The following is an 11,816-nucleotide window of genomic DNA, read 5'->3' on the forward strand; positions in this document are numbered from 1 at the left end:
GATGCGCGCACTGATCTGGCTGATCGGCATCTTCGCCCTTGCCGTCGGCGTGGCGATGATCGCCGGACTCAACGATGGCTATGTCCTTGTCGTGCTGTCGCCCTGGCGGGCGCAGATTTCGCTGAATTTCTTCGTCGTCGTCCTGGTGGTCGGCGTGCTGCTGGTCCATCTGCTGCTGCGGCTGCTGACCCGCACGCTCGCCCTGCCCGCCCGGGTCGCGCGCTGGCGCGAGCGCCGGCGCCGCGAAAAGGCCGACAACGCCTTGCATGGCGCGATCAACGCCTTCTTCGAAGGACGCTTCTCGCAGGCGCTGAAGCTGGCGTCGACCGCATACGCCACCAGCCCACGCGCGGGCATGGCCGCGCTGGTGGCGGCGCGTGCCGCGCATGCCCTGCACGACGAGGAGCGCTATCAGGAGTGGCTGGGCCATGCGGCCGAACAGGGCAAGGACGGCGAGGTCGCACGCCTGATGACGGAAGCCGAACTGGCGATCGACAGCCGCCGCTTCGACGTCGCCGCCGCCAGGCTGCAGACGCTGCGCGAGGGCGGCCACAAACACATCGCGATGCTGCGCCTCGAGTCCAGAGTGGCGCAGGCGCTCGGGCGCTGGGAAGAACTGATCCACATCGTGCGCCAGCTGCGCAAGCACAAGGCGCTCAGCGAAGAGCAGGCGGCGCCGAAGCTGCGCCGCGGCCATATCGAACGGATGAAGCAGCTCGTCGGCGACCCGCCGGCTCTGGCCGCGTACTGGAAGGGCATCCCCGCCGAAGAGCTGCAGGATCGCGCCCTCGTCGAGCGTGCGCTGGCGCTGATGGCCCGGGCCGGCCACGCGGTCCTCGTCCGGCGTCACACCGAGCGCTTGCTCGACGAGCGCTGGGACAGCGCGCTCGCCCGCCTGTACGCCTGCTGTGCCGGGTCCGCGGACGATGCCGGGGCGTGCCTGAAAAAGGCGGAAGGCTGGTTGGAGCAGCACGCGCAGGATGGTGGGCTGCTGTTCGCGCTCGGCCAGCTGTGCACGCGCGCCGAGCTGTGGGGGAAGGCGCAGAGCTACCTCGAAGCTTCGCTGAAGCTGGCTCCTGCGGTGGATACGCACCTGGCGCTGGCCCACCTGTTCGATACCCTGGAGCGTCCGCAGGATGCCCAGCCGCACTACCGCGCGGCGGCCGAAATGGTCGCTGGCGGCACGGCCTGAGCGGATCGGCGCGGCGCGCTGTCTCGCCGGGCGCCGGAGAGCTTCAGCCCGCCCAGTCCTGCGGCTTCAGGAACACGTCGTAGAGGCGCGCTTCGTCCGAGCCCGGCTCCGGGTGCCAGTCGTAGCGCCACTTCACGACCGGCGGCAGGGACATCAGGATCGATTCGGTGCGCCCGCCCGATTGCAGGCCGAATAGCGTGCCGCGGTCGAACACCAGGTTGAATTCGACGTAGCGCCCCCGCCGGTAGGCCTGGAAATCGCGCTCGCGTTCGCCGTAGGCGAGGCCCCGGCGGCGTTCGACGATCGGCAGGTAGGCATCGACAAAGGCTTCGCCGACGGATTTCGTCAGGCCGAAGGCGGCGTCGAAATCGGTCTTGCCGTCGGCGCCGAGATCGTCGAAGAACAGCCCGCCGACGCCGCGCGGCTCGTTGCGGTGCTTGAGGAAGAAGTAGCGGTCGCACCAGCTCTTCAGCCGCCGGTATTCGGCTTCACCGCCATGGGGCAGCACCGCCGCCTTGCAGGTGGAATGGAAGTGGCGGACGTCCTCTTCGAAGCCGTAGTACGGCGTCAGGTCCATGCCACCGCCGAACCACCACACCGGCTCCTTGCCTTCGGCCCGGGCGAAGAAGCTGCGCACGTTCATGTGCACCGTGGGGCAGTAGGGGTTGCGCGGATGCAGTACCAGCGACACGCCCATGGCCTCGAAGCGGCGGCCCGCCAGTTCGGGGCGGTGTGCAGTGGCCGAGGCGGGCATCGCATCACCGCTCACGTGGGAGAAGTTGACGCCGCCGCGCTCGAAGAAGGCGCCGTCCTCGATGACCCGGGTCAGTCCCCCGCCGCCGCCCGGCCGATCCCAGCGATCGGTCCGGAAAGCCTGCCCGTCGAATGCTTCGAGGCGGGCGACGATGCGGCGCTGGAGATCGGTCAGCCAGGATTTGACGGCAGCAGGGTCCATCGCAGTTCAGCTCTTGTCGTCGACTGCGGCGCCGGCCGCAGCGGATTTGGTGGCGGCAACGGCCGTTGCGCAGGCCTGGGCGTCGGCGAACATCGGGCTGGTGCCGATGATCTGGCCGTTGCTCGCCTTGAGGTTGAAATACGGGCGGCCGTCGGAGGCGGACTTGAGGTCGTAGCGGGCGTCGTCAACGGCGTTCCGGCGCACCGACTCGATGCCGTTGGTGCAGCTCGCCTTGGCGTTGTAGCCTTCGCTGCGGAGCAAGGTCTTGCCGCCGCCGTCGACCAGCTTGAAGTGGTACTCGCCTTTCTCGGTCTTGGTGATCTCGAATTTGACGGACATCGACGCCTCCATGACTATGGTCTGTGGTCGCGGGCGCCGGACGGGCCCGCAGCCGTAGGATAGACCGCGGCGCGGTCGATGTCAGCGGCGTTCGGGCCAGAGAACGGGCGGAGATGCTCAGGCGCGGCGCGAGAGGGCGCGGTGGCCGATGTCGCGGCGATACTGGCAACCGTCGAAAGCGATGCCCTCGGCGAGTTCGTAGGCGCGCTTCTGGGCTGTGCGCACGTTGTCGCCGAGCGCGGTCACGCACAGCACGCGGCCGCCGGCAGTGACGATCGCGCCGTCCTGCTCCGCGGTGCCGGCATGAAAGACGTGGGCGTCTTCGGCGGCTCCGTCCGGCAGGCCGGAAATCGCATCGCCTTTGCGCGGATTGTCCGGATAGCCGGCTGCGGCGAGTACGACCCCGAGGGCGAAGCGGCGGTCCCATTCGGCTTCCGCCTGGTCGAGGCGGCCGGCGAGGGCGGCTTCGACGAGGTCGCCGAGGTCGCTCTTCAAGCGCATCATGATCGGCTGGGTTTCAGGGTCGCCCATGCGGCAGTTGAACTCGACCACGCGCGGCCGGCCCGCATCGTCGATCATCAGTCCGGCGTACAGGAAGCCGGTGTAGGGCAGACCGTCGGCGGCCATGCCGGCGAGGGTCGGAGTGATGATCTCGCGCATCACCCGGGCGTGGACGTCGGGGGTCACCACCGGTGCCGGCGAGTAGGCTCCCATGCCGCCGGTGTTGGGGCCGGCGTCGCCGTCGAGCAGGCGCTTGTGGTCCTGGCTGGTGGCGAGGGCGAGAGCGTGCTTGCCGTCGGCCATGACGATGAAGCTCGCCTCTTCGCCGGTCATGAACTCTTCGATGACGACGCGGGCGCCGGCATCGCCCATTTTGTTGTCGAGCAGCATCATGTCGATCGCGGCGTGCGCTTCCGCTGCCGTCATCGCCACCACGACGCCCTTGCCCGCGGCAAGGCCGTCGGCCTTGATGACGATCGGCGCGCCTTCGGCGTCGACGTAGGCGTGAGCTGCGGCGGCGTCGACAAAGGTGCGGTACTTCGCGGTCGGAATGCCGTGGCGGAGGAGGAACTGCTTGGCGAAGTCCTTCGAGCTTTCGAGCTGGGCGGCGGCCTTGGTCGGGCCGAAGATCGGCAGGCCGGCGGCGCGGAAGGCGTCGACCACGCCGGCCGCGAGCGGGGCCTCGGGGCCGACCACGGTGAAGCCGATCTGTTCGCGCCGGGCCAGCTCGACCAGTTCCTGCACTGCAGTGACGACGACATTCTGCAGCTTGGGCTCGCGGGCCGTTCCCGGATTGCCCGGCGCGACCAGTACGCGGGTGATCCGGGGAGATTGGGCGAGCTTCCACGCGAGCGCGTGTTCGCGGCCGCCGGAACCGATGACGAGGACTTTCATGTGCTGCTCCGAATCAGAATCTGCCCCGCAGGGCGTGAAGCCTGCTGCAGGGATGGGGCGAGGCCTTCGCCTTGTCAGTGGCGGAAATGGCGGAAGCCGGTAAATACCATGGCGATGCCCTGTTCGTCGGCGGCGGCGATCACTTCGGCGTCGCGCACCGAGCCGCCGGGCTGGATCACCGCGGTGGCGCCGGCCTGGGCGAGGACGTCGAGACCGTCGCGGAAGGGGAAGAAGGCGTCCGAGGCGACCACGCACCCGGCGATTGCGAGGCCGGCGTTGTCGGCCTTGATCCGGGCGATGCGGGCAGAGTCGACGCGGCTCATCTGCCCCGCGCCGACGCCGACGGTCATGCCGTCCTTGCAGTACACGATGGCGTTGGACTTGACGTACTTGGCCACGCGCCAGGCGAACAGCATGTCGCGCATTTCCGCCTCGGTCGGGGCCCGCCGGGTCACCACCTTCAGGTCGGCGATCTGGATGCGCGCCTCGTCGGCGCTCTGCACCAGCAGGCCGCCGCCCACGCGCTTGTAGTCGAAGGCGCCGGCGGGCTGGCCGAGGGGGCAGGTGAGTACGCGCACGTTCTTCTTGCTCGCGAGCAGTTCGAGCGCATCGGCGGTGTAGGACGGCGCGATCAGCACTTCGAGGAACTGCGCCGACACCGCTTCGGCGGCGGCGCGGTCGACTTCGCCGTTGAAGGCGATGATGCCGCCGAAGGCCGAAGTCGGGTCGGTGGCGAAGGCCTTTTTATAAGCTTCGAGCGGGGTCGCGGCGAGTGCCACGCCACAGGGGTTGGCATGCTTGACGATGACGCAGGCGGATGCGACGGTGTCGTGGTCGAACGCTTTCACGCATTCCCAGGCCGCGTCCGCATCGGCGATGTTGTTGTAGGACAGTTCCTTGCCTTGCAACTGGGTGTAGCCGGCGACGCCGCCTTCGGCTGCGCCCGGCTGACGGTAGAAGGCCGCGCTCTGGTGCGGGTTCTCGCCGTAGCGCAGGTCCTGCACCTTATCGAAGGCCAGCTGCAGGCGCTCGGGATAAGTCTGCAGCGAGACGTCGCCGGCCTCGTTGGTGACCAGCGCGGTGAGGTAGTTGGAGATCGCCGAGTCGTAGCGCGCGGTGTGGGTGAAGGCCTTCACCGCGAGCGCGAAGCGGATCTGGTGGCTGAGCTTGCCGGCGTTGGCCTTGAGCTCATTGATGATGCCGGCGTAGTCCTCGGGGTCAGTGACGATGCCGACGCCGCCATCCTTGTTGCCGTGGTTCTTGGCTGCGGCGCGCACCATGGTCGGGCCGCCGATGTCGATGTTCTCGATCGCGTCTTCCAGCGTGCAGTCGGGCTTGGCCACGGTCTGCTGGAAGGGGTAGAGGTTCACCACCACGAGGTCGATGCGGCCGATGTCGTGCGCGGCGATCGTGTCCATGTGTTCAGAAAGGTCGCGACGGGCGAGGATGCCGCCGTGCACCTTCGGATGCAGGGTCTTGACCCGGCCGTCGAGCATTTCGGGGAAGCCGGTGTGCTCGGAGACGTCGGTTACCGGCAGGCCAGCCTCGCGCAGCAGGCTGGCGGTGCCGCCGGTCGACAGCAGCTTGATGCCGAGGGTGGAGAGCTCGCGGGCGAAGTCGAGCACGCCGCGCTTGTCGGAAACACTGATCAGGGCTTGGGTCACGTTCATGATGGATTCGGAGACGGGAAAAAGGATCGGAATCGGTTCGAAGCGGGGGCGGAGGCGCCATGCCGGGGCGGGCGGCGGCTCAGCAGGATGTCGTTGGCGTTGGCGTCGGCGGTAGCGGAAGGGCCTGCGTCCGGTGCCGGAGCTGCGGCTGCCTGCAGCTCACAGCAGATCGTAATCGGTCAGCTTGCGGCGCAGCGTGTTGCGGTTGATGCCGAGCATGTCGGCGGCGATGGTCTGGTTGCCCTTGGCTTGCTGGAGCACGAACTGCAGCATCGGGCGCTCGACGTTACGGATCACCATGTCGTGGATGGCGGCCGGTTTCTCACCGTCGAGGTCGCGGAAATACTGGTCCAGCGTGCGGAGGACGGCCTCCGCGATCTCGTTGCTGCGGCTCATGCGGCGAGTTCCTGGGGATATTCTTTTTCGTAGTGCAGGCGGGCGCCGGCTTCGGCGAGCTGGCCGAAGAAGTCGTCGATCGCGGCGAGCTGCGCAGGAATGTCGGGAAGCAGGTTCATCGTGCGGCGGAACGCGGCCGAGCCGACCAGACCCTTGGTGTACCAGGAGATGTGCTTGCGCGCGATCTTCACTCCGCGCTCGTCGCCGTAGAAGGCATAGAGGTCGGCGAGATGCTCCCGGCACACCTGGTGGATCTCGCTCACCAGCGGCGGGGCGAGTTCCTCGCCGGTGGCGAGGAAGTGTTCGATCTCGCGGAAGATCCACGGCCGGCCCTGGGCGGCGCGGCCGATCATGATGCCGTCGGCGCCGGTGTGCTCGAGCACCTGCCGTGCTTTCTGCGGAGTGGTGATGTCGCCGTTGGCGATTACCGGGATGCCGACCTGGGTCTTCACCAGGGCGATGGTGTCGTATTCGGCTTCGCCCATGTACTGGTCGCTGCGGGTGCGGCCGTGGATGGCGATCGCGCGGATGCCGGCGTCCTCGGCGATGCGGGCGATCGTCGGCGCGTTGCGGTGGGCGCGGCTCCAGCCGGTGCGGAACTTCAGCGTCACCGGGGTGTGCGGCACGGCGCTCACCACCGCCTCGAGGATGCGCGCGACCAGCGCTTCGTCCTGCATCAGCGCCGAGCCGGCCATGACGTTGCAGACCTTCTTTGCCGGGCAGCCCATGTTGATGTCGATGATCTGGGCCCCGCGGTCGGCGTTGTAGCGCGCGGCTTCGGCCATCATCGCCGGGTCGGCGCCGGCGATCTGGACCGCGATCGGCTCGACTTCGCCGTCGTGATTGGCGCGGCGCCGGGTTTTCTCGCTGCCGTAGAGCAGCGAGTTGGAGGTGACCATTTCGGACACGGCCAGCCCTGCGCCCATTTTTTTGCACAACTGGCGGAAAGGGCGATCCGTGACTCCGGCCATCGGAGCAAGGACGAGGTTGTTGCGCAAAGTGAAGCCGGCAAACTGCATCGGTCTGGTCGCACGCGGAAAACGCGCATTTTAACCGATGCACGGCGGTGCGGGTGAGTGCGGCCCGAAGCCTTCGCACGTGGGGCGGAGGCTTCGGGCGCGGCCGGCCGGCGCGGGCTAGGTGTAGGCGATCTCGGCTTCTCCGGCGCTGAGGCGCTGGGCGTGCACCAGCGCGGTGGTGATGTTGCCGGTGATCCGGTCTGCGCCGAGGGCCTCCTGGAAGCCCGAGCGCCGCACGATCGAGGCCGGCTGGGCGTTGAGTCCGCACAGCATGAGGTGGGCGCCGCGCTTGCCCAGGTTGCGGTGCAGGGTCTGCAGGATGTCGAGCCCGGTGGTGTCGAGGTTGATGACCTTGTTCATGTCCAGGATCACCACGTCGGGGTGGCCGTGCTGCATCTGCAGCAGGTTCTCGAGCTTGTTGGCGGCGCCGAAGAACAGGCTGCCGAACAGGCTGTAGGCGAGGATGCGCGGGCTGCCGTCGGCGCGGGTGAGCGCCTCGACGCCGTAGTGCTCTTCGAGGGGGATGCGTTCGATGCGGGTGAGGTCCGACATCCGGTAGATGAAGAACAGGCTCGCCAGGGCCATGCCGAGTTCGACCGCGAGGGTGAGGTCGAACACCACGGTGACGAAAAAGGTCGAGAGCAGGATGGTGCGGTAGTTGAGCGAATAACGCCGGAGTTCCTGCGGGGCGAGGGCGTGCCATTCGCCCATGTTGATCGCAACCACGACGACGATCGCCGAGAGGGTGGCGAGCGGGATGTGGCTGGCGAGCGGGGCGAGGGCGAGGACGACGGCGAGCAGCACTCCGGCGTGGATCATGCCGGCGAGCGGCGTGCGTCCGCCGGTGCGGATGTTGGTGGCGGTGCGGGCGATCGCGCCGGTGGCGGCGAAACCGCCGAACAACGGTGCGGCGACGTTGGCGATGCCCTGTGCCATCAGCTCCTGGTTGGGGTCGTGGCGGTCGTCGATCAGGCTGTCGGCCACCCGCGCCGACAGCAGGGATTCGATCGCGCCGAGCAGGGCGATGGTGATCGCGGGGGCGATCAGTTTGCCGAGCATGCCCAGTTCCAGCGCCGGCAGGCCGATCGCGGGGATTTCCTGCGGGATGCCGCCGAAGCGGCTGCCGATGGTGTCGATGGGTAGCGCGAACAGGGCGTTCACCGCGGTCATGATCACCAGCACCGCGAGCGGACCGGGCATCCGCCGCATCCAGGCGGTCTTCCGGGCCTGGTGGTTCCAGCCCAGCAGCACGCCGAGCGAGGCGACGGCGGCGGCGACGGTGGGCAGATGCGCGCTCGGCAGCGCGGCCCACAAGGTGCTCATCTTGGCGAAGAATTCGCCCGGCAGGGCGTCGATCGGCAGGCCGAGAAAATCCTTGATCTGGGAAATGAAGATCACCACGGCGATGCCGTTGGTGAAGCCGATCACGACCGACAGCGGGATGAAGCGGATCATGTTGCCCAGGCGCAGGGCGCCCATTGCGAACAGCATCACGCCCGACATCATCGTCGCGATCAGCAGGTTGGCGACGCCGTAGTCGGTGACGATGGCGTAGACGATAGGAATGAAGGCGCCGGTCGGGCCGCCGATCTGCACCCGCGAGCCGCCGAGGACGGCGATCAGGAAGCCGGCGACGATCGCGGTCCAGATGCCGGCACTGGGCGACATGCCGCTGGCGATGGCGAAGGCCATTGCCAGCGGCAGGGCGAGCACGCCGACGGTGAGGCCGGAAGAGAAGTCCTGGAGGAAGACGCCGCGACCGTAGCCGGGCAGGGTGTCGAAAAGTTTGGGTCGGAACTGGATTTTCATGCTGTCTCCGCGGTGAACTTGAACAGGGATCTGAACAGGTCTTGCGGCACTGCCCGGGCGGGCAGTGCTAGGGAGACAGGCGCCCCCGGCCTGCGTGGTGCAGGACGATCCAGCGTTTCGAGGGCGTCAGTGGCATGGCGGGAGCCGGCTTATTTCACTTTCATTCCCGGCGCGGCGCCCGTGTCGGGCGACAGCAGGTAGATGCCGCCGGCCTTGCTTTCGGCATCCGAGGCGGCGAGGACCATGCCTTCGCTGATGCCGAACTTCATCTTGCGCGGCGCGAGGTTGGCGACCATCACCGTCAGGCGGCCGACGAGGCTGGCCGGGTCGTAGGCCGACTTGATGCCGGCGAAGACCTGGCGCGGCTTCGGCTTGCCGGCGTCGTCGGTCTCGCCGATGTCGAGCGCGAGGCGGATCAGCTTGTCGGCGCCATCGACGTGCCGGGCGTCGACGATCCTGGCGATGCGCAATTCGATCTTGGTGAAGTCGTCGATCGAAATGTGCTCCAGGGGCGTTTCGGCGGCCTGCGCCGCGTGCTGCTGCTTCTCGGCGTGGCGTTGCTGGGAGGAAGCGGCCTGGGAGTCGTGCGGGCTGTTCGTCGCTTTGGCCGGCGCCACGGCGGCGGGAGCGAGCGACTCGCGGTTGGCTTCGAGCAGGGCGTCGATCTGCTTGCGCTCGACGCGCGTCATCAGGTGGCGGTAGGTCTGGATGGGATGGCCGGCGGGAAGCGGCGCCCAGCCGCCCTGCCAGTCCATCGGCGCGATCGCGAGGAAGGCCTCGACTTCGGTGGCGAGCGCCGGCAGCACCGGCTTGAGGTAGCGGGCGAGGTCGCGGAACATCGTCAGTGCGGTGCTGCACACGGTGTGCAGGCGCGGCTCCTGGCCTTCCTGCTTCGCGAGTTCCCACGGCTTGTGGTCATTGACGTACTGGTTGGCGACGTCGGCCAGGCGCATGATCTCGCGCAGCGCGCGGCTGTAGTCGCGCTCGTCGAAGGCCGCGGCGATCGTGCCTGCCGTCCAGGCATCGGCGAACGGTGCGCAGGCCACAGTGTCGACTTCGCCCAGCTGAGCGTCGAAGCGCTTGCCGATGAAGCCGGCGCAGCGGCTGGCGATGTTCACGAACTTGCCGACGAGGTCGGCATTGACCTTGGCGATCAGGTCGTCGAGGTTGAGGTCGACGTCTTCCATGGTGCCGTTGGACTTGCCGGCGAAGTAGTAGCGCAGCCACTCCGGGTTGAGCTGCTGCGCGATATAGGAGTGCGCGGTGATGAAGGTGCCGCGGCTCTTGCTCATCTTTGCGCCGTCTACGGTCAGGAAACCGTTGACGCACAGCTGGCTGGGCGTGGCGTAGCCGGCGAACTTCAGCATCGCGGGCCAGAACAGGGCGTGAAAATAAAGGATGTCCTTGCCGATGAAGTGCACCATTTCGGTGCCGGCGGCCTGGGCGCGGGCGGCGTCGGTGTAGTCCTCGAGGGCGATCGTCTCGCCCGCGGCGGCGCGCTTGGCGGCGAGGTTGCGGAAGCTGGCGAGGTAGCCGATCGGCGCGTCGAGCCAGACATAGAAGTACTTGCCCGGCGCGCCCGGGATCTCGAACCCGAAGTAGGGCGCATCGCGCGAGATGTCCCAGTCGGAGAGCTTGTTTTCGCCGGCTTCGCCGAGCCATTCCTTCATCTTGTTGGCGGCCTCTGCCTGCAGCCGGCGCTCGCCGGCTGCATTGCTGCCGCGCGTCCAGTCGCGCAGGAAGTCGACCGCGCGCCCGTCCGACAGGCGGAAGAAATAATGCTCGGAGGTCTTCAGTACCGGGGTCGCGCCGGAAACGGCCGAATAGGGGTTCTTCAGCTCGGTCGGGGTGTAGGCCGCGCCGCAGGCTTCGCAGTTGTCGCCGTACTGGTCGGCGGCGCCGCACTTGGGGCATTCGCCCTTGATGAAGCGGTCGGGGAGGAACATCTCCTTGACCGGGTCGTAGTACTGCTCGATCGCGCGGGTGTCGATCAGGCCGCCGGCATCGAGCTTGCCGTAGATGTCTTCAGCGTAGAACCGGTTTTCCGCGCTGTGCGTGGAGTGGTAGTTGTCGAAGGCGACGCCGAAGGCGGTGAAGTCGCGCAGGTGTTCGCCGTGAACCCGGGCGATGAGCTGTTCGGGGCTGATTCCTTCCTTTTCGGCGCGCAGCATCACCGGGGTGCCGTGGGTGTCGTCCGCACACACGTAGTGCACCGTGTGCCCCCGCATGCGCTGGTAGCGCACCCAGATGTCGGCCTGGATGTAGCCGACCAGGTGGCCGAGGTGGATGTCCCCGTTGGCGTAGGGCAGGGCGTTGGTGACGAGAATCTTGCGGGGCATGGTGGGGGACGCGGAGCGGCAGGTGAAAGGTGCGCAGTTTAGCAAAGCGGCGCCCTTGCCGCGCTGGGAGCGTCGGCCTTGCTCAGGGCAGGGGGCGCAGGAGCAGTTCGACGCGGCGATTGCGCGCACGGCCTTCTTCGGTCGCGTTGCTGGTCAGCGGGTCGGATTCGCCGCGACCATCGGCACTCAGGCGCTCGAGCCCGATGCCGCGCTGGCGCAGGTGTTCGACGACGGCTTCGGCGCGGGCGATCGACAGGCGCAGGTTCACCATCTCGTTGCCCTGGCTGTCGGTGTGGCCGACGACCAGGATGCTGATACCGGTTTCAGCTGCCAGCGTGGGCGCGAGTGCATCGAGGGTGCGGGCGAGCGGTGGGCGGATCGTACTGGCGCCCGAGGCGAAGCCGTCGGCGACGGGAATTTGCAGGCTCAGCCCTTTGTGCTCGGCGCGGCCCACGCCCACTTGCGGCAGGTTCGCGAGCGCCCGCACGACGCGCTCGCGCACGGCGGGCCAGTCGGGCGAGGGCGAAGCGGGGCGCACGAGCGCATGGCGGTGGATGAGATCGCCGGGGGCGGCGGCTGCATCGGGGGGCTGGCCGGGAGTGGCGCAGGCCGCCATCAGCGCGGCCGCCAGTAGCGAAGGGAGGAAAGAGGCGTGCTTCATCGGGAGGGGGTCGGCAGTGACGGGGCGGAAACCCTGTTGTC

Annotated in this window: 10 protein-coding genes; 1 reads left to right on the forward strand and 9 read right to left on the reverse strand. The window is 68.0% G+C overall.

Annotated elements, in window-relative coordinates:
• The first annotated feature begins 1 nt into the window (after position 1).
• Positions 2-1,192, forward strand: a complete 1,191-nt coding sequence (locus Tharo_RS07890) for a heme biosynthesis protein HemY (protein ID WP_107220726.1) — start codon at positions 2-4, stop codon at positions 1,190-1,192.
• Positions 1,193-1,235: 43 nt separating this feature from the next.
• On the opposite strand, the gene hemF is transcribed toward Tharo_RS07890, so the two are convergent.
• The 9 genes from hemF to Tharo_RS07935 form a co-directional block, all read right to left on the reverse strand.
• A complete protein-coding gene (hemF, locus tag Tharo_RS07895; protein WP_107220727.1) occupies positions 1,236-2,147 on the reverse strand; it encodes an oxygen-dependent coproporphyrinogen oxidase in 912 nt (303 codons plus the stop codon).
• A gap of 6 nt (positions 2,148-2,153) precedes the next feature.
• On the reverse strand, positions 2,154-2,486 hold the full coding sequence (locus Tharo_RS07900; RefSeq protein WP_170110012.1) for a YegP family protein: 333 nt from the start codon (positions 2,484-2,486) through the stop codon (positions 2,154-2,156).
• A gap of 117 nt (positions 2,487-2,603) precedes the next feature.
• Positions 2,604-3,881 carry a phosphoribosylamine--glycine ligase gene (purD, locus tag Tharo_RS07905; protein ID WP_107220729.1) on the reverse strand — a complete coding sequence of 426 codons (1,278 nt, stop codon included), beginning with the start codon at positions 3,879-3,881 and terminating at the stop codon, positions 2,604-2,606.
• 74 nt (positions 3,882-3,955) lie between these two features.
• On the reverse strand, positions 3,956-5,551 hold the full coding sequence (purH, locus tag Tharo_RS07910; RefSeq protein WP_107220730.1) for a bifunctional phosphoribosylaminoimidazolecarboxamide formyltransferase/IMP cyclohydrolase: 1,596 nt from the start codon (positions 5,549-5,551) through the stop codon (positions 3,956-3,958).
• Between the two features lie 159 nt (positions 5,552-5,710).
• Positions 5,711-5,947 carry a helix-turn-helix domain-containing protein gene (locus Tharo_RS07915; protein ID WP_107220731.1) on the reverse strand — a complete coding sequence of 79 codons (237 nt, stop codon included), beginning with the start codon at positions 5,945-5,947 and terminating at the stop codon, positions 5,711-5,713.
• Positions 5,944-6,966, reverse strand: a complete 1,023-nt coding sequence (gene dusB / locus Tharo_RS07920) for a tRNA dihydrouridine synthase DusB (protein ID WP_107220732.1) — start codon at positions 6,964-6,966, stop codon at positions 5,944-5,946. Before dusB ends, Tharo_RS07915 begins: the two co-directional genes overlap by 4 nt.
• A gap of 117 nt (positions 6,967-7,083) precedes the next feature.
• Positions 7,084-8,775, reverse strand: coding sequence for a SulP family inorganic anion transporter (locus tag Tharo_RS07925; RefSeq protein ID WP_107220733.1), 1,692 nt, complete (start codon positions 8,773-8,775; stop codon positions 7,084-7,086).
• Between the two features lie 149 nt (positions 8,776-8,924).
• Positions 8,925-11,114 carry a methionine--tRNA ligase gene (gene metG, locus Tharo_RS07930; RefSeq protein WP_107220734.1) on the reverse strand — a complete coding sequence of 730 codons (2,190 nt, stop codon included), beginning with the start codon at positions 11,112-11,114 and terminating at the stop codon, positions 8,925-8,927.
• 82 nt (positions 11,115-11,196) lie between these two features.
• The gene (locus Tharo_RS07935; RefSeq protein WP_107220735.1) at positions 11,197-11,775 is read right to left on the reverse strand and encodes an OmpA family protein; all 579 of its coding nucleotides are present in this window, start codon (positions 11,773-11,775) and stop codon (positions 11,197-11,199) included.
• Positions 11,776-11,816 lie beyond the last annotated feature (41 nt).

The sequence above is a fragment of the Thauera aromatica K172 genome, from assembly GCF_003030465.1.
Classification (GTDB): Bacteria; Pseudomonadota; Gammaproteobacteria; order Burkholderiales; family Rhodocyclaceae; genus Thauera; species Thauera aromatica.

Excerpts from the sequence above, each read along its gene's own strand:
- Tharo_RS07935 (WP_107220735.1), bottom strand. The coding sequence starts at position 11,775 with ATGAAGCACGCCTCTTTCCTCCCTTCGCTACTGGCGGCCGCGCTGATG.
- Tharo_RS07890 (WP_107220726.1), top strand. The coding sequence starts at position 2 with ATGCGCGCACTGATCTGGCTGATCGGCATCTTCGCCCTTGCCGTCGGC.
- Tharo_RS07925 (WP_107220733.1), bottom strand. The coding sequence starts at position 8,775 with ATGAAAATCCAGTTCCGACCCAAACTTTTCGACACCCTGCCCGGCTAC.
- Tharo_RS07915 (WP_107220731.1), bottom strand. The coding sequence starts at position 5,947 with ATGAGCCGCAGCAACGAGATCGCGGAGGCCGTCCTCCGCACGCTGGAC.
- hemF (WP_107220727.1), bottom strand. The coding sequence starts at position 2,147 with ATGGACCCTGCTGCCGTCAAATCCTGGCTGACCGATCTCCAGCGCCGC.
- purH (WP_107220730.1), bottom strand. The coding sequence starts at position 5,551 with ATGAACGTGACCCAAGCCCTGATCAGTGTTTCCGACAAGCGCGGCGTG.
- metG (WP_107220734.1), bottom strand. The coding sequence starts at position 11,114 with ATGCCCCGCAAGATTCTCGTCACCAACGCCCTGCCCTACGCCAACGGG.
- dusB (WP_107220732.1), bottom strand. The coding sequence starts at position 6,966 with ATGCAGTTTGCCGGCTTCACTTTGCGCAACAACCTCGTCCTTGCTCCG.
- purD (WP_107220729.1), bottom strand. The coding sequence starts at position 3,881 with ATGAAAGTCCTCGTCATCGGTTCCGGCGGCCGCGAACACGCGCTCGCG.
- Tharo_RS07900 (WP_170110012.1), bottom strand. The coding sequence starts at position 2,486 with ATGTCCGTCAAATTCGAGATCACCAAGACCGAGAAAGGCGAGTACCAC.